This window comes from Aeromonas sp. 603079, from assembly GCF_049172135.1.
Lineage (GTDB): Bacteria > Pseudomonadota > Gammaproteobacteria > Enterobacterales > Aeromonadaceae > Aeromonas > Aeromonas veronii.
This window is the reverse complement of record NZ_JAAKPX010000007.1, coordinates 107,230-124,834: the sequence shown is the minus strand read 5'-3', so window position 1 is coordinate 124,834 and position 17,605 is coordinate 107,230. Positions and strand designations below refer to the sequence as shown.

The 17,605-nt window shown below is 59.8% G+C and carries 15 protein-coding genes; 10 read left to right on the top strand and 5 right to left on the bottom strand.

Going from position 1 to position 17,605, the window contains the following annotated elements; all coding sequences use genetic code 11:
- Window positions 1-8: 8 nt before the first annotated feature.
- Both G5287_RS06875 and G5287_RS06870 read right to left on the bottom strand, forming a co-directional pair.
- Entirely contained in the window at window positions 9-608 is a 600-nt protein-coding gene (locus G5287_RS06875) for an aminodeoxychorismate/anthranilate synthase component II (protein WP_005359135.1), read from the bottom strand.
- On the bottom strand, window positions 601-2,235 hold the full coding sequence (locus G5287_RS06870) for an anthranilate synthase component 1 (protein ID WP_421231067.1): 1,635 nt from the start codon (window positions 2,233-2,235) through the stop codon (window positions 601-603). The genes G5287_RS06875 and G5287_RS06870 overlap by 8 nt, the downstream gene beginning before the upstream one ends.
- 436 nt (window positions 2,236-2,671) lie before the next feature.
- Between G5287_RS06870 and rnm the strand changes: the two genes are divergently transcribed.
- The 6 genes from rnm (at window position 2,672) to tesB (ending at window position 7,852) form a co-directional block, all read left to right on the top strand.
- On the top strand, window positions 2,672-3,553 hold the full coding sequence (gene rnm, locus G5287_RS06865) for an RNase RNM (RefSeq protein WP_421231066.1): 882 nt from the start codon (window positions 2,672-2,674) through the stop codon (window positions 3,551-3,553).
- 106 nt (window positions 3,554-3,659) lie between these two features.
- Complete coding sequence (locus G5287_RS06860; protein WP_005338129.1) at window positions 3,660-4,280, top strand: L-threonylcarbamoyladenylate synthase; 621 nt, start codon at window positions 3,660-3,662, stop codon at window positions 4,278-4,280.
- Entirely contained in the window at window positions 4,273-5,142 is an 870-nt protein-coding gene (locus tag G5287_RS06855; RefSeq protein WP_160880718.1) for a segregation and condensation protein A, read from the top strand. The genes G5287_RS06860 and G5287_RS06855 overlap by 8 nt, the downstream gene beginning before the upstream one ends.
- Window positions 5,126-5,698 carry an SMC-Scp complex subunit ScpB gene (gene scpB / locus G5287_RS06850; protein ID WP_005350230.1) on the top strand — a complete coding sequence of 191 codons (573 nt, stop codon included), beginning with the start codon at window positions 5,126-5,128 and terminating at the stop codon, window positions 5,696-5,698. The genes G5287_RS06855 and scpB overlap by 17 nt, the downstream gene beginning before the upstream one ends.
- Window positions 5,699-5,832: 134 nt before the next feature.
- On the top strand, window positions 5,833-6,756 hold the full coding sequence (gene rluB / locus G5287_RS06845) for a 23S rRNA pseudouridine(2605) synthase RluB (RefSeq protein WP_421231065.1): 924 nt from the start codon (window positions 5,833-5,835) through the stop codon (window positions 6,754-6,756).
- A 229-nt stretch (window positions 6,757-6,985) separates the two neighbouring features.
- On the top strand, window positions 6,986-7,852 hold the full coding sequence (gene tesB, locus G5287_RS06840) for an acyl-CoA thioesterase II (RefSeq protein WP_019445657.1): 867 nt from the start codon (window positions 6,986-6,988) through the stop codon (window positions 7,850-7,852).
- 78 nt (window positions 7,853-7,930) lie between these two features.
- Here the strand turns inward: tesB and aceK are convergent, their stop codons facing one another.
- Complete coding sequence (gene aceK / locus G5287_RS06835) at window positions 7,931-9,658, bottom strand: bifunctional isocitrate dehydrogenase kinase/phosphatase (RefSeq protein WP_064341569.1); 1,728 nt, start codon at window positions 9,656-9,658, stop codon at window positions 7,931-7,933.
- A gap of 206 nt (window positions 9,659-9,864) precedes the next feature.
- On the opposite strand from aceK, the gene G5287_RS06830 reads away from it, so the two are divergent.
- From G5287_RS06830 to thrC, 4 genes are all read left to right on the top strand, one after another.
- Entirely contained in the window at window positions 9,865-10,572 is a 708-nt protein-coding gene (locus G5287_RS06830; protein ID WP_216951409.1) for a tRNA/rRNA methyltransferase, read from the top strand.
- A 250-nt stretch (window positions 10,573-10,822) separates the two neighbouring features.
- The gene (thrA, locus tag G5287_RS06825) at window positions 10,823-13,282 is read left to right on the top strand and encodes a bifunctional aspartate kinase/homoserine dehydrogenase I (protein ID WP_227342297.1); all 2,460 of its coding nucleotides are present in this window, start codon (window positions 10,823-10,825) and stop codon (window positions 13,280-13,282) included.
- A gap of 2 nt (window positions 13,283-13,284) precedes the next feature.
- A complete protein-coding gene (gene thrB / locus G5287_RS06820; RefSeq protein WP_227342298.1) occupies window positions 13,285-14,280 on the top strand; it encodes a homoserine kinase in 996 nt (331 codons plus the stop codon).
- The gene (gene thrC, locus G5287_RS06815) at window positions 14,277-15,551 is read left to right on the top strand and encodes a threonine synthase (protein ID WP_227342300.1); all 1,275 of its coding nucleotides are present in this window, start codon (window positions 14,277-14,279) and stop codon (window positions 15,549-15,551) included. The genes thrB and thrC overlap by 4 nt, the downstream gene beginning before the upstream one ends.
- 197 nt (window positions 15,552-15,748) lie before the next feature.
- Here thrC and G5287_RS06810 read toward each other — a convergent pair whose 3' ends face one another.
- Entirely contained in the window at window positions 15,749-16,015 is a 267-nt protein-coding gene (locus G5287_RS06810) for a YkgJ family cysteine cluster protein (protein ID WP_421201261.1), read from the bottom strand.
- Window positions 16,012-17,583 carry a hypothetical protein gene (locus G5287_RS06805; protein ID WP_227342303.1) on the bottom strand — a complete coding sequence of 524 codons (1,572 nt, stop codon included), beginning with the start codon at window positions 17,581-17,583 and terminating at the stop codon, window positions 16,012-16,014. Before G5287_RS06805 ends, G5287_RS06810 begins: the two co-directional genes overlap by 4 nt.
- Between the last annotated feature and the right edge of the window lie 22 nt (window positions 17,584-17,605).

The following is a 17,605-nucleotide window of genomic DNA, read 5'->3' as shown; positions in this document are numbered from 1 at the left end:
TCCTTACCTTAACGCACGCTGCTTTCTGGGCGGGTGATATGGGCGAGCGCCTGAGTCAGCAAACGGGCCCCTTCCGAGGTCATGATGGATTCGGGATGGAACTGGAAACCCAGCACCCGCTCATCCTGCTGCTCAATGGCCATGGGCATGCCCTGATAGTGGGCAATCACCGTCAGCTCTTCCGGTACATAGGTGGCGACCAGCGAGTGGTAGCGGGCCACCGGTAGCGGGCTCGGCAGACCGGCAAAGGCGCCGTGGCCGTTGTGCTCAATCAGGGACCGCTTGCCGTGGACGATCTCGCCCGCCGCGCCGACGGTGCCACCGTAGGCTTCGCACAGGGCCTGATGGCCGAGACAGATACCGAGGATGGGCACCTGACCGCGGGCCAGCTTGATAAGGTCAATCAGGCAACCCGCCTCGTGGGGGGCGCCCGGCCCCGGCGAGAGCACCAGCACCGCATCCCCTTCGCAGGCGGCAATTTCGCTCATGATGCGGCTGGCCGGTAGGCTGTTGCGGTAGATCCGCACCGGATAGCCGAGGGAGCGGAACTGGTCGACGAGGTTGTAGGTAAATGAATCGAAGTTATCGAGCAGGAAAATGTTAGTCATGGCTCACGTCCTTATGTTGCTCCTGCTGGGCGCTCAGGGCTTGCAGGGAGGTGCCATGGCTGGCTGCGATGGCGGCCAGCACGGCGGCCGCCTTGGCGCGGGTTTCGTCCGCTTCGGCTTGCGGCTTGGAGTCATAGACCACCCCGGCACCGGCCTGTACGTGGGCCACGCCATCTTTCACGAAAGCGGAGCGGATGACGATGCAGGTATCCATCTCGCCGGCGCCGTTGATGTAACCGACCGCACCGCCGTAGCTGCCGCGGCGCTTGCCTTCCACCATGCGAATAAGCTCGCTGGCGCGGATCTTGGGGGCGCCGGTGAGGGTGCCCATGTTCATGCAGGCCTGATAGGCGTGCAGGGCGTCAAGATCGGAGCGCAAGGTGCCGACCACCTTGGAGACCAGATGCATCACGTGGCTGTAGCGATCCACCTTGAGCAGCTCCTTGACGTAGCGGGTGCCGGGTTCCGAGATGCGGGCGATGTCGTTGCGGCCCAGATCTACCAGCATCAGGTGCTCGGCCACCTCTTTTTCGTCCTGACGCAGCTCCAGCTCGATACGGCCATCGAGATCCCGGTTGATGCTGCCATCGGGGTTGAAGCCGCGGCGGCGGGTACCGGCGATGGGGTACATCTCCACGTCGCGGCTGGCGGCGCAGAATTTCACCGCGCTCTCCGGCGAGGCGCCAAACAGGGTGAAGCCCTCATCCTGCACGTAGAACATGTAGGGGCTGGGATTGGTCTGCTTGAGGCGGCGATAGGCGGCCAGGGGGCTCGGGCAGGGCAGGGAGAAGCAGCGGGAGGGCACCACCTGGAAGATGTCGCCACGGCGGATAAAGCCCTTGAGCTTCTCCACCTCGGCGCAGAACTGCTTGTCGCTCTTGTCCACGCTCATGCCACCGGTCAGGGGCTGGGTGGTCAGCTCGGCGCTTAGAGGTTGCTGGCAAATCTGTTTGAAGTCGGTGAGCCGTTCGGTCAGGCGGGTGTATCTGTCTTCCACCTGGCTCTCGTCGCTGTCGCCGCCAAAGATGCAGGCAAGCAGTTGAGTGGTGCGTTCGATATGGTCGATGGTGATCAGGGTTTCGGCCACATAGAAGCAGTAGTCGGGGCAGTCGTTGCTCCCCTCCGGCACTTCAGGCAGATCTTCAAAAGAGGCGATCAGGTCGTAGGCGAAGCTGCCCGCCATAAACAGTGCCTCTTTACCCAACTGGCAATCGAGCTCCCGTTGCAGGGTGCGCAGCACGTCCAGCACGCTGCTCCCCTTGAGGCGGGAATCTTCGTCCAGCTCCCGATCGGAGGCCGGGAAGTCGAGTTGCAGCTCGCCATCTACCAGCGAACGAGCCACCACCGCAGGCAGCCGCTCGGCCAGCAGGCTTTGCAACTGGGCGCCGTTGTCGTTCAGGCTGCGCACCCGCACGGTGCGACCACGGCACTCGATGCGCAGGCAGGCATCGACCAGCAGCAGGCTCTGTTTGCCCGCCTTGGAGTCGATCTCCACCGATTCCAGCAGCAGGTTGTTGGGGCGGCCCTGACAGAGGCGGGTATAGAGCGCCAGCGGATCGGCCACATAGGGGGCGTTGAGTTTGAGGGTATCGAATTCACCCAGAGGAAGGCGATGTGTGGCTGTCATAGTGCGTTCCCTTGCGTGTGATGTGTTTTACCGATGTTCATGACGTTGAATTCCTTGAAAATTTAATTGGTCCGGGGTGGCTGGTTCAGGGGCGCCATCGCCAGGTCAGCTTGCTTGTCTGAATTCTCGGTTTCATCACAGGTCCATTTGCCGGATAATAAAAAAGCCCGCTGGGGTCAGCGGGCTTTTTCTTTGGGTTCTTAATTTGCTGTCAGATTACAGGTACAGCAACGACCACACGCCCGCATGTCAGGGAGTGTGCCACCACCAGATGGTCAGGATGGAAGTCGTTTGCATGATAAAGTCCTGTAAAAAGATGTTTGCAATGAAGTGCCTACAGAAAACGATAAAGCCGCGGCCAAGTCAAGTCGCTTTTTAGCCTTCTTTCACCGATTTGCCATGAATGGTGACCTGACCACGAGAGCGGAATAACCTGATGAGATTCGATCTTCACTGCCATACCACTGCCTCCGACGGGGTGCTGAGCCCAGCCGAACTGGTGCGCCGCGCCGCCGAGAAACAGGTCGAGGTGTTAGCAGTTACTGACCACGATACCCTCGCCGGGCTTGATGAGGTGCGCTGCACCATAGAAGCCGAGCAACTGCCGCTGCGACTGGTGAGCGGGGTCGAGATCTCCACCGGCTGGGAGCATCACGAAATTCATATCGTAGCGCTGGGGGTGGATGAAAAAAATCCGCAGCTGACCGACTTTCTGGCCGGTCAGCTGGCCCGTCGCGAGGCGCGCGCGCTGGAAATCGGGCGTCGTCTGGAGAAGTGCCTCATTCCCGGCACCTATGAAGAGGCCAAGGCGCTCGCCGGTGACGCCGCCGTGACCCGTGCCCACTTTGCCCGGGTGCTGGTGGCTCGCGGGGTAGCCGACAACATGCAGAAGGTATTCAAAAAGTACCTGAGCCGTGGCAATAAAGGGTATGCCCCGGCCGAGTGGCCCGAGATGAGCGAAGCCATCGCGGCCATTCACGCCTCGGGTGGGCTGGCGGTGCTGGCCCACCCCAGCCGTTACGATCTCACCGCCAAGTGGATCAAGCGGCTGCTGGTGGCCTTCAAGGCGGCCGGTGGCGATGCCATGGAGGTCTCATTGCCCCAGCAGAGTCCGCAGGAGCGGGCCAATCTGGGCCGGTGGGCCAAGGATCACGACCTCTATATTTCGGTGGGATCGGATTTTCACTTCCCCTCCAACTGGACCGAGCTGGGTCGCCACCTCTGGCTGCCCAAAGAGGGGATGCCCGTCTGGCTGGCCTATCCCGGCCACTTTGGGCTCACCACCGAACAACATGCCGAGCTGCTGGCGAGCCGGTAACGGCGCCAGCGAAGCGGCCACAAACAGGTTAAGGTAGTGTCATGGATCTTTGATCCGTGACCATACGAGCGGGCAGGTATTGCTGCCCCCATTGCGAGAACAAGCTATGAGTCAGCATTTTTACGTACATCCTGAAAACCCCCAGGCACGTCTGATCGGTCAGGCGGTACAGATCATCCAGAACGGCGGCGTGATCGTCTATCCGACCGACTCAGGTTATGCGCTGGGTTGCCAGATGGGTGACAAGGGCGCGCTGGAGCGCATCTGCCGCATCCGTCGTCTCGACGCCAACCACGACTTCACCCTGGTGTGCCGCGATCTCTCCGAGATCTCCACCTACGCCAAGGTCGACAACAGCGCGTTTCGCCTGATCAAGAACAACACCCCGGGCGCCTACACCTTCATCTTCAAGGCGACCAAAGAGGTGCCGCGCCGCCTGATGAACGAGAAGAAGAAGAGCATCGGCATCCGGGTGCCGGACAACAAGATTGCCCAGGCGCTCTTGGAAGCACTCGGCGAGCCGCTGCTCTCCACCACATTGATCCTGCCGGACTCCGAGATGGCCGAGTTCGACCCGGAAGAGATCTTCGACAAGCTGGGCAAGCAGATCGATCTGGTGGTCAACGGCGGTTATCTGGGCGAGCAGCCCACCACAGTGGTCGATTTCTCTGACGACGAGCCGGTATTGCGTCGTCGCGGCGCCGGGGATCCGACTCCGTTTGAGTGATGTCGCTGAACCGGTGACAGTCCCCTCCGCCGAGACGGGGACTGGCGCCGCACTACCCATCGCGAAAGTCCTGGGGCAGCCCTATCACGAGCTGCCTCAGGACCTGTTCATCCCACCCGATGCGCTGGAGGTGTTCCTCGATACCTTCGAGGGGCCGCTCGATCTGCTGCTCTACCTTATCCGGCGCCAGCAGCTCGATATCCTCAACCTGCCGATCCTGCAGATCACCGCCCAGTACATGGAGTACGTGGAGCTGATGCAGGGGCTCAACCTTGAGCTGGCAGCCGAATATCTGCTGATGGCGGCCTGGCTGGCGGAGATAAAATCCCGCCTGCTGCTGCCCAAGGCGCCGGAGCTGGAGGATGAAGAGGAGGGGGAAGACCCGCGGGTGACCCTGATCCGCCGCCTGCAGGAGTACGAGCGTTACAAGGTAGGTGCAGAGAGGGTCAATGAGCTGCCACGGGTGGAGCGGGAGATTTATATCGCCGCTGCCTTGCCCCCCGATTTTGGCGCCCTCAAGCCACTGGCGCCCGATGTTTCGCTGGTTGAGCTCGCCCTTTACATGCAAAGTGTGGTAAAACGCGCGACTCATTTCGAACATCACCAGATCCGCCGCGAACAGATCCCGACCCGGGTGCGCATGGCGGAGATCCTTGCCATGCTCACGCTGGGGCAGACCCTGCGCCTTGAGCAGGTGCTGCGTGCCGAAGAGGGGCGCATGGGGGTACTGGTGACGTTTCTGGCCCTGCTGGAGCTGTGCAAGGAGCAACTGATCTGGATCCTGCAGGCAGAACCACTCGGCCCAATCCATTTCGCATTGGCCGAGCAGAGCGAGGAGGGCAACCGTGGCGCTGCCCACTGAACGACTCAAGACCCTGATCGAAGCGGCGCTGTTTGTGGCCGGTCGCCCGCTCAATGTCAGCGAACTGAAAAGCAGCGTGCTGGCCGATTATCCGGTGACCAGTCGCTATGTTCAGCTGCTGTTGGCCGAGATCAGGCAAGATTACAGCTCGCGAGGCGTCGAGCTCAAAGAGGTCGCCTCCGGCTGGCGCTTTCAGGCGCGTCAGGAGTATGCCGAGGAGCTCTCGCGGCTCTGGAGCGAGCGGGCTCCGCGTTATTCGCGCGCCGTGATGGAGACGCTGACCCTGATCGCCTATCGTCAGCCCATCACCCGGGCCGAGATCGAAGCGATCCGCGGGGTGGCGGTGTCGAGCCAGATAGTGAATACCCTGAAAGAGCGTGGCTGGGTGCGCAGCATAGGCCACAAAGAGGTGGCCGGTCGCCCCGAACTGCTCGCCACCACCAGAGAGTTTCTGGATTACTTTAATCTGCAGAGTCTGGAGCAGCTCCCCGAGCTGGATCCGGAGCTGCAACCCCTGTTGCCCTCTGCGGTGGACGGGGAGAGCGATGCCCGGTGAATGGCGCCCAAGCGTGCCGATGTCACCGAGATATACATTTTTCAACTGTGGCGAGTGCTCCAACCGGCGTTTGTTACAGTTAACCCCGTTGCCTCTTTTACCAGTGGGCAGCGATCAACAATCAGGTAACCCCGATGAGTGAAAAACTGCAAAAAGTGTTGGCCCGCGCGGGTCACGGCTCCCGTCGTGAGATGGAGGCCCTGATCACCGCAGGTCGGGTCAGTGTGGATGGCAAGGTCGCCACACTGGGGGAGCGCGTCGAAGTGAACGCCGTGATCCGGGTGGATGGTCACCAGGTCAAGACCCGTGCCGCAGAGGAAGTGATCTGCCGCGTACTGGCTTACCACAAGCCGGAAGGGGAGATGTGTACCCGTCACGATCCGGAAGGTCGTCCCACCGTGTTTGATCGTCTGCCCAAGATGGAAGGTGCCCGCTGGATCGCGGTCGGCCGCCTCGACGTCAACACCTCCGGTCTGCTGCTGTTCACCACCGATGGTGAGCTGGCCAACCGTCTGATGCACCCGAGCCACGAAGTGGAGCGGGAATACGCGGTACGTGTCTTTGGCGAAATCACCGAAGCCATGCTGCAGCGTCTGCGCAAGGGCGTGCAGCTGGAAGATGGCACCGCCAAGTTCAACAAGATCAAACCGGCTGGCGGTGAGGGTCTGAACCAGTGGTTCAACGTCACCCTGACCGAAGGACGCAACCGTGAAGTGCGCCGCCTGTGGGAATCCCAGGAAGTGCAGGTGAGCCGCCTGATGCGTATCCGCTACGGTGACGTCAAGCTGGATCGCGCTATCCCGCGCGGCGGCTGGCAAGAGCTGAAACTGCCGGAAGTGAACTACCTGCGCGGTCTGGTCAACCTGCCGCCGGAGACCGAATCCAAGGTCGATCTGCAGCAGGATGGCAAAACCAGCCGTCACAAGCAGGCCGCCCAGATCCGTCGCGCCGTACAGCGTCACAAAGAGATGCAGGGCAAAGAGCCGCGCGCTCGCGCCACCACCGCCCGTCGCAAGCCGCAAGCCTCTACCCGCAACTCCGGTACCGGCAGCAAGTAAGCTGACAACCCGTTGCGTACTGCACGCTGTTCAAGTGCGCAGTCGGCCAAGCAAAGGCCCGCACCAGATGGTGCGGGCCTTTTTGTATCAACCCCCCTGGCTGGTAAAAGGGGGGGGGGTGAGAAATTGAGGGGAATTTCTGTCGTCTGTTTGCCCGCAGACTCGCCGCTGCGGTTGCTCTGCTCCGGTGAGCTTGTTAGCCTGTGCGGCTCTGATAGAGGAGTGAACGATGAGCAAGGTACTTGATGAGCTGCTGGCGTTGCTGGCGCTGGAAAAAATCGAGGAGGGCCTGTTTCGGGGCCAGAGCCAGGATCTCGGTCTGCGGGCCGTGTTTGGCGGACAGGTTATGGGGCAGGCCTTGTCAGCTGCCAAGCAGACGGTCGAGACCGGCCGTCAGGTTCACAGTTTTCACTCCTACTTCCTGCGTCCGGGGGATGTGACCCGTCCCATCGTCTATGACGTGGAGAATATCCGTGACGGCCAGACCGTCTCCACCCGCCGGGTCAAGGCGATTCAGGGCGGCAAGCCCATTTTCTATCTCAACGCCTCGTTTCAGGTGCCAGCCGATGGCTTCGAGCATCAGGCGCAGATGCCCACCGGCATCACTCCGCCGGAGGAGCTCAAGAGCGAGCTGGAGCTGGTGCGCCCCTACGAGAACCTGATCCCGGCCTCCCTGCGGGACAAGATCCTCTGCGAGCAGCCCATCGAGATGCGCCCGGTGACCCTGGTCGACCCTATTCGGCCGACGGTGCAGGATCCGGTGCGTCACGTCTGGTTCAAGGCCAACGGTCAGATGCCGGATGATCTGCGGGTGCACAAATACCTGCTGGCCTACGCCTCCGACTTCAACTTCCTGCTCACCTCGCTGCAGCCGCACGGGGTGTCGTACTGGGAGCCGGATATGCAGGTGGCCACCATCGATCACTCCATGTGGTTCCACCGGGATTTCCGCTTCGACGACTGGCTGCTCTACGTGGTAGACAGCCCGAGCGCCAGCAGCGGTCGCGGTCTGGTGCGCGGCCAGTTCTTTACCCGTGACGGCATGCTGGTGGCGAGCACCATGCAGGAGGGGGTGATCCGCCGTCGCGGCAGTTAAGGCGCAAAGCGGATAGCAAAACAGGGTGGCTTGGGCCACCCCGTTTTCGTTGCTGCGATGTGGGCGGACTCTGCGGGATCAGCCGCCGCGCTGGTACTTGAAGCGCTTCTTGCGCCGGTAGGGGTAGACATCCTCGAACACCCCCACCTTGATGTTGCTCTGCAGCATCTTCCAGTAGTTGGCGTCGAACATCTCCTTGTGCAGCTGCAGCATGATCTCCCGCACCTGCGGCTTTTGCAGCAGGAAGGTGGCGAACTCCTCGGGGAAGATGTCGTTGGGGGCCACCGAGTACCAGGGCTCGGCGCTCCACTCATCCTCGGGGTAGCGGGGCGGCGGGATCTGGCGGAAGTTGCACTCCGTCATGTAGCAGATCTCGTCGTAGTCGTAGAAGACCACCCGGCCGTGGCGGGTGACGCCAAAGTTCTTGAACAGCATGTCCCCCGGGAAGATGTTGGCCGCCGCCAGCTGCTTGATGGCGTTGCCGTATTCCTCCAGCGCAAGGCGGGTCTGCTGCTCGTCCGCCTTGTCCAGATAGAGGTTGAGCGGGATCATCTTGCGCTCGGTATAGAGGTGCTTGATCACCAGCTTGTCGTCGCTGATGGTGAGGGCCGACGGTGCCACCGTCTTGAGCTCGGCAAGGAGCTCCGGCGAGATGCGATCGAGCGGAAACTCGAAGTTGGTGAACTCCTGGGTATCGGCCATGCGGCCAACCCTATCGTGCTGTTTTACCAGCCGATACTTCGCTTTCACCTGCTCGTGGCTCACATCCTTCGGGGGCGTGAACTCGTCTTTTATCACCTTGAACACTACATCGTAGGAGGGGAGGGTGAACACGCTCATCACCATCCCCTTGATGCCCGGCGCAATGATGAACTGATCCCGGCTCTGGGCCAGATGGTGACGGTAGTGGCGATAGAGCTCGGTCTTGCCATGTTTCTGGCAGCCGATGGCGTTGTAGATCTCGTAATCGGGCTTGTGGGGCATGATCTGGCGCAGGAAGGCGACAAACAGCGCCGGTTCGCGGGCATAGACCATGAAATAGGCGCGGGCGAAACCAAACACGATGGAGGCGAGATCCGGCTCGAAGATCACCGTGTCCACATAGATGCTGTGGCCTGTGCTGAGCAGGGGCAGGATAAAGGGGAAGACCTGATCTTTTACCCGGATCAGCCCCACCAGATAGGCCCCCTTGTTGCGGTAGAACACCTCTTTGAGCAGCTCGATGGCAAACGGCTCATCATGGAGTATTTGCGGGCCGTTCTCCGCAAGATGGCGGTGGATGTCGACAATATCCCGCTGCTTGTCTTCGTAGGGGAGGGTGAAGCTGTAATCGCCGAGTAACTGGCTCAAGGTCTGCGGCAAGTGGGCCAGATCGGTGCGATAGATCCGCAGCAGAGAGCTTAAATCCGGTTTTTCGCCACGGCTGACAAAGGGGTGGATATAGAGGTTTTCGTCGCGGATATTGCGATGGCGAAAGATCCGGCGATAGACGGAGTTGAAGAAGGACTCCGCCACCTCGAAGTTGTCACAACGGGGCAGCAGATCGCTGAAGGCGCTCTTGACCCGCTTGAGCAGCTCCTGGGTGGCGTGGTGCTCCCCCATCATCTGGCGGATGGAGCTGGCGGTTGCCCCCACATGGTGGTCATAGAGGCGAATTCGCTCCCGTCCGGCGAGCTGCACCCCCAGCCAGTCACTGTTCTCGAAGCGGCTCTTGCTGCCCTGGGTTATCTCGAGAAACCGGCTGTAAAACGACTCGAAGCGTTGCAAGATAGTCTCGGCGACGGCCTGTTCCAATGGCTGCTGCATCTCTCTCTTCCTTGTGATCTGTCGGGCCGATAGCGCGAAGGATTGGGTGTAATTTGTTCACACGTCAGGCCACTATCGCAACATTCAAACGTCTGTTCAAGTGGCAATTTTCGGGGATAAACGGTAGATTGCGCCCCTGTTTTGGTGATGGTTTAGCGACTGTTTGCTGTCTGTTTGAGAGGCCGTCCGGCCTGTGAGGAAACCCGATGAAGCTCTATTTTGTCCTGGTGGCACCTGCCCGTCCTGCGAATGTGGGGGCGGCTGCCCGAGCCATGAAAACAATGGGATTCGATGCCATGCGACTGGTGGCGAGCCGGGTACACGAAGAGGAGGAGGCGAGCTGGGTGGCCCACGGCGCCCAGGAGATCCTGACTCAGGCCGAAGCGTTCGAGACTTTGCCCGAGGCGCTGGCCGACATGGATCTGGTGATCGCCACCACCGCCCGTGAGCGCGGTCGTTACCAGCACTACCTCACCCCGGGAGAAATCCGCGAGCAGATCCGCAGCAAGCCATCGCTCGGCAAGGTCGCCATCGTCTTTGGCTGCGAGGAGTCGGGGCTCTCCAACGAGCAGCTGGCCGAGGTCGATCTCATCAGCTATCTGCCCCTCAAGGTGAGCTACCCCTCCCTCAACCTGGGGCAGGCGATCATGCTCTACGCCTACGAGATGAGTCAGCTGATGGATGAGCTGAACGCCGACGGCGCCGCTGCGGTAGCAGAAAATTTTGATAACGCCGGGCAGGTTCGGGTGCTGAAAAGCAAAACAGCAGAATTGCTGGGTGAACTCGGAGTTTCGCAGGATGAAAAACTACATCAATGGGTGATGGACCGGGTGCCCATGCTGCCGCAGCGGGATTTGAACATGCTCCACCTGCTCTGCAAAGACCTTGCGCGCAAACTTGGCAAAGAGGTTTAAGTTGACAGCCCAGCGCCCGCCGCGGTATTGCTAAAAGCCAGCTTCGTCAACGAGTGTTCGTCATGCAGTTATTCACCAACGTCATCACCACCACCATTATTACCGGTACCACCACAGGTGGCACTGGGGCCGGTTGATGCGCTGACGAACAAGCACAGAAATCAGAAAAGGCCCGTACCCACCCAGTACGGGCCTTTTTGTTGGACTGGTTTTTAGATTGAATTTCATAGATTTACAGGGAGAGAAAGCGATGAGAGTGTTGAAATTTGGCGGGTCTTCACTGGCCGATGCAGAGCGTTTTTTACGGGTGGCCGATATCGCGGTCAACACCCACGGCCAATCTCAGGTAGCCCTGGTGCTCTCTGCTCCTGCCAAGGTGACCAATCATCTGGTGGCGCTGGTGGAGCAGACCAGTCGCGGCATGGATGCCAGTTCCACCCTGTTTGAAGTGAATGGCATCTTCTCCCGCCTGCTGGCCGGGTTGAAGGCGGCCTATCCGGCGCTCGATGACAAGGCGCTGCTGGCCCGCCTCACCGCCGAGCTGGATCAGGTGGAGCGGCTGATGCAGGGCATCCGTCTGCTGGGCCTCTGCCCGGACAACGTGCAGGCGCGCATTCTGAGCCGTGGCGAGAACCTCTCCATCGCTTTTATGCACGAGCTGCTGCGGGTGCGTGGTCTGGATCTGGAGCTGATCGTGCCGGAAGAGTTGCTGGTGACCGATGGCGGTTATCTGGAAGCCCACGTCGATATCGAAGCCTCTCGCCTGCGCTTTGCCGCCAAGGGGCTGCGTAGCGATTGCCTCTACCTGATGCCGGGCTTTACCGGTGGCAGCGACAAGGGCGAGACCGTGCTGCTGGGTCGCAACGGCTCCGACTACTCGGCCGCCGTCTTGGCTGCCTGCGTCGATGCCGAGTGCTGCGAGATCTGGACTGACGTCGAAGGCTGCTACAGCTGTGACCCCCGTCTGGTGCCGGATGCCTATTTGCTGAAAACCCTCTCCTACAAGGAGGCGATGGAGCTCTCCTACTTCGGCGCCAAGGTGCTGCACCCGAAAACCATCGCGCCGGTGGCCCAGTTCCATATTCCCTGCCTCATCAAGAACAGCTTCAACCCGCAAGGGCCGGGCACCCTGATCGGCCCCGAGAGCGGCGACGATGACCTGAAAGTGAAGGCCATCTCGGATCTCTCCGGCATGTGCATGTTCAACGTCTCCGGCCCCGGCATGAAGGGGATGGTCGGCATGGCCGGTCGCATCTTCTCAGCCGTCTCCCGCGCCGGGGTCAGTATCGTGCTGATCACCCAGTCATCTTCCGAGTACAGCGTCAGCTTCTGTATCCACAGCTACGACAGTGAGAAGACCCGCAAGGTGCTGGAGCGCGAGTTCGAGCTGGAGTTCAAAAACCAGCTGCTGGAGCCGCTGGATATCATCAGCGATCTGGCGATCATCTCCCTGATCGGTGACGGCATGCGCACCAGCAAGGGGATGGCGGCCCGCTTCTTCACCTCGCTGGCGCAAGCCTCCATCAATATCGTCGCTATCGCGCAGGGTTCTAGCGAGCGCTCCATCTCGGCGGTGGTGCGGGATCGCAAGGTGGCGGAAGCCATCAAGGCGTGCCACCAGAACTTCTTTGGCAGCCAGCAGTTTATCGATCTCTTTGTGGTCGGGGTCGGCGGCGTCGGTGCCGCGCTGGTGGATCAGATTGCCCGCCAGCAGCCGGTACTGGCCGAGCAGGGCACTGGCCTTCGCGTGGTCGGCATCGCCAACAGCCGCCAGATGGCGGTCAACAAGGATGGCTTGAACCTCGCCAACTGGCGCGAACAGCTGGTGGAAGCCCGCGACAGCTTCTCGCTGGAAGGGGTGAAAAAGCTGGTGGAAGATAGCCACATCATCAACCCGGTGATCGTCGACTGCACCTCCTCCGAGGCAGTAGCCGTCCAGTATGCCGACTTCCTCGCCGCCGGTTTCCATGTGGTTACCCCGAACAAGAAGGCCAACACCGGCTCGCTCGATTACTACAAGGCGCTGCGTCGCACCGCCCGCCAGACTCGCCGCAAGTTCCTGTACGAGACCAACGTCGGCGCCGGTCTGCCGGTTATCGAGAACCTGCAGAACCTCATCAAGGCCGGTGACAAGCTGCGCGCCTTCGACGGCATTCTCTCCGGCTCCCTCTCCTTTATCTTCGGCAAGCTGGATGAGGGGATGGCCTTCTCCGAGGCGACCCAAATCGCCCGCAGCAACGGCTTTACCGAACCGGATCCCCGCGACGATCTCAACGGCATGGATGTGGCGCGCAAGCTGCTCATTCTGGCCCGCGAAGCCGGCATGGCGCTGGAGCTCTCCGATGTGGAAGTCGAGCAGGCGCTGCCGCCCGGATTTGACGCCAGCGGCGATGTGGAAGCCTTTATGGCCCGTCTGCCCGAAGCGGACGGCTGGTTCCGCGACCAGTTCGCCGCTGCCCAGCGTGAAGGCAAGGTGCTGCGCTATGTGGGCTCCATCGAGGGTGGCAAGTGCAAGGTCGCCATCAAGGCGGTCGGGGCCGACGAGCCGCTGTTCAAGGTCAAAGACGGGGAGAACGCGCTCGCCTTCTTCTCTACCTACTACCAGCCGATCCCGCTGGTGCTGCGCGGCTATGGCGCCGGTACCGAAGTGACTGCAGCGGGCGTCTTTGCCGATGTGCTGCGCACCCAGAACTGGAAGCAGGAGCTATAAGCATGAGTTCAGACATGTACCCCTCTTATATGGCTGAAGGCGGCAGCGTAGTCGCCTACGCCCCCGCCTCCAGCGCGAACCTGAGCGTGGGATTCGATGTCCTGGGGGCGGCGCTCGCCCCCGTGGATGGCTCTCTGCTCGGCGATCGGGTGCAGGTAAAAGCGGCTGACGTGCCTTTTGCGCTCTCCGCCGTGGGCCGCTACGCCCACAAGCTGCCGGACGATCCGAAAAAGAATATCCTCCATGACTGCTGGGTGGCCTATGGCGAGGCGCTGGAGAAGCGCGGCCTTAAACTCAAGCCCCTCGAAATGGTGCTGGAGAAGAACTTGCCGGTCGGCTCGGGTCTGGGTTCCAGCGCCTGTAGCGTGGTGGCGGCCCTTGAAGGGCTCAACGCCTTTCACGGCGAGCCCCTCGACGAACACGACATGCTGCTGCTGATGGGGGAGATGGAAGGCAAGATCTCCGGCTCCGTTCACTACGACAACGTGGCCCCCTGTTATCTCGGTGGCATGCAGCTGGTGCTGGAAGAGCACGGCGTTATCAGTCAGGGCATTCCGGTGTTCGATCAGTGGTACTGGGTAGTCTGCTACCCGGGGACCGTGGTTTCGACCGCTGCCGCTCGCGCCATTTTGCCGGCCCAATATCGCCGTCAGGATTGCCTCACCTATGGCCGCCGCCTGGCTGCCTTTGTTCACGCCAGCTACACCGGACAGGAGGGGCTGGCCGCGAGCGTCTTGAAAGACGTGATTGCCGAGCCCTACCGCGCGGCGCTGATCGAAGGCTTTGCCGAGGTGCGGGCGCAGGCGGCCCAGAACGGGGCGCTCGCCACAGGCATCTCCGGCTCCGGCCCCACAGTATTTGTGGTGATGAAGGAGCTGGCGCAGGCCGAGCGGATGAAGGATTGGATGGAAGCACATTTCGTGCAGAACGAAGATGGATTTGCCCGGGTCTGCAAACTGGACATGGCCGGGGCACGGGTAACAGGAAGCGAGCTATGAATCTCTACAACATCAAGGACAACAGCGAACAGGTGAGCTTCGCGCAGGCGGTGCGTCAGGGCTTGGGTCGCGAACAGGGGCTCTTCTTCCCCGAACAACTCGAACCGCTCGCCGATGTGGATGCCCTGCTCGATCTACCGCTGGCCGAACGCTCTGCCCGCATCCTGAGCCACCTGCTGGGGGACGAAGTGCCCGCCGCCAAGGTAAGCGAGCTGATTAATGCCGCCTTCACCTTCCCGGCGCCGCTGGTGAAACTCAAAGATGGCACCTATGCCCTCGAGCTGTTCCACGGCCCGACCCTGGCATTCAAGGATTTCGGCGGCCGCTTTATGGCCCAGTGTCTCGCGGCGTTTCGCACCAACGACAAGATCACCATTCTCACCGCCACCTCCGGCGACACCGGCGCCGCCGTGGCCCACGCCTTCTACGGGCTGGAGGGGATCGAGGTGGTGATCCTCTATCCCAAGGGCAAGATAAGCCCGCTGCAGGAGAAGCTCTTCTGCACCCTCGGCGGCAATATCCGCACCATCGCCATCGACGGTGACTTCGATGCCTGTCAGGCGCTGGTGAAACAGGCCTTTGACGACGAGGCGCTGAAAAAGGCCATTGGCCTCAACTCCGCCAACTCCATCAATATCAGCCGTCTGCTGGCGCAGGTTTGCTACTACTTCGAGGCTGTGGCCCAACTGCCCAAGGCCGATCGCGCCAAGGCGGTGATCAGCGTGCCGTCCGGCAACTTTGGCAACCTCACCGCAGGCTTGATTGCCAAGGCGCTGGGGCTGCCGGTGAAGCGCTTTATCGCCGCTACCAACGCCAACGACACCGTGCCGCGCTACCTGAAAACCGGTCAGTGGGAGCCGCACCAGACAGTGGCCACCCTGTCTAACGCCATGGATGTGAGCCGCCCCAACAACTGGCCACGAGTGGAAGAGCTGTGCCGTCGCAAGGGCTGGGCACTGGAGACCTTGGGTTCTGGTATGCGTGACGACGCCCAGACCCGTGATGCGCTGAAGCGGCTGCACCAGCTGGATTACCTGTGCGAACCCCACGGCGCCATTGCCTGGGATCTGCTGGGTGAACAGCTGGCTGATGACGAAGTGGGGGTGTTCCTCTGCACCGCCCATCCCGCCAAGTTCAAGGAGTCGGTGGACGAGATCCTCAATCTCGATGTACCGCTGCCCGGCCCGCTCGCCAAGCACGCCGAGCTGCCGCTGCTCTCCGTTAATTTGCCGGCGGAGTTTGCCCGGTTAAGGGCGTTTTTGGTGGGGTAAGTAGCTGAGCTGAGATAACCGATAGAAATAAAAATCCCCCGGTAACGGGGGATTTTTTTGCATAGGGAAAGGGTAATCAAGTCTGATGGCCTGAACGATAGAGCCGGGCAACCATCTTGCTCATGCTTTGCTCATTGAGGGGGAGATGGCTAAGGCTGCTTTGCCGTGTTCCATGAGTGCGCCCATCCTCTCCCACTTTAGAACTTCTCCAAAATCAGGCATGCTTCGCGATTCAGCGTAATAAATTCCTGCCAGCTAAAATGCTGCAGGTAATTAAGCTGATACTGCTTCTCAATTTGGCAAATCAGCGGACGCGTTTCATAAATTGCGCACAACTTTGTTTCCATCTGATAGTGCCGACAAATACCGTCACCTCGATCGAGGAACTGCGTTTCACTGGCACGATCAACATGACGACAGCATGCTCCGCACTGGTTGCAGGGAAATTTAGGAGTGAGCGTCATAAATTTTGTAGCCAGCTACGCACAGAACGGATATTGCCCGCTTCAAACGGCAGAGTTATATTCCGGCGCTCGACCTCGGCTTGCAGCAACAAGCCGCGCTTTATTTCGCTATTCACTGCGTTAAGATGTAGTGTAAAGCGTGCTAGCTGTGACGAATCTATCGCGAACTCCAGTGCTGAAAGCTCCAGTAAATAACGATCGAGTTCGATATTAACTCGTTCATAATACTCAAGCGCTTTCTGGTACTTATCTTTAAAGGTGTCCAGAAACGCCCAGACTTTTTTCATCAACGCGCTGTGTTCAAGAAAATAGTTCATCACTAGCGTCAGGATACCGGTCGCCAGCGCACCGCAAAAGGCGGCCAATTCCGGGCCAAAGGGAAAAACGAGAATTTTTGCTAATGCTTCGTTAATCACCACACCTGCTGCGACGGCTACCCCGGCAGCCACTAGCTTACTGACCGCCTTTGCCAACTGCCCCGGCGCCAAACTATCTGGATTAAAGACCATCACTTTGAAGGCCTGCACCAGATTGTTCCACATCTCGCGAATAAGCCTCACCATCATTTTCTTTGTAGTAAAGAAGATATTGAAGAGCGTGGTTGTAATGCTGGACAGCATGCCGCCAATCGCGCCGTCCTTAAAGGCGGTCAGGAAGGTATGAAATTTGGTCTGCACCCGTAACCAAACGGCGCGTAATACTTCAGTAGCATCCTGCAGAAAATCTCCGGCATCAAATGCGTAACGATGTTTCTCAAACATCACAGGAATACGTTCGCGGAATTCAAACCAGGTCTCTGCCAGAATCAGTCCAAGCATCTGCCGCGTTCCCATACGAAAGGCGTTGTTCAGCGTAGCGCTGGCGACATTCTTCGCAAACTTGCTGCTGGTGTAATATTCTTGGCTGATAGTGCTGTTGTATTTTTCTCGCGCCTGCTTATCCGCCTCTTTCATGCGTTCAAAATCGGCGGCAGCTTTATTTTCTAGCTGATTCAGGTGTTTCTTCTCTTGCTCGGAGAGTGCTGGTTGGCTGCGCAATCGGGCAATTTCCTGCGTTGTGGCAGCATGTTGGTCTTGCAGCGTTTGCAAGAAGGCATCCATCGTTTTTGCCTTCTTCGCCTTATTTAGTGACTCGTTCGTGAAGGTAAGATTCGATGAGTCATTGGCCAGATCGGCTCCATCTCGCTCGGCAAGAACACGCCCGGGGTCGTTGTGAATCTCATGGGCGGAAATAATGTGGTCGAGATTTTTTTTGTCATTGGCCGAAAAATGTTTACCGGTATAGGTATCAGTTAGTGTACCGTCCTCATGCGCCTTTTTTCCTGCTCGGTTGGTGGCGATATAGTTTTCGTGGTTGTGGTAATGATGCGAATCATACCCTTCGCGCTGTTCATACCGCTGACGTTCGGCATCTGAGGCATACACCCCCTGACGGACATTGTGAATGGTATTCACATCGCCGCCGTGCTTATCCTCCAGCAAGAGAAAATCTAACCCAAACGAGGTTGTGAGGCTCTTGACCACCGTCTGATGTAACTCTTCCCCCCAGTCAAACCTGGCTGCGTTCATTGTGCTTTGTCCATAGCAATGC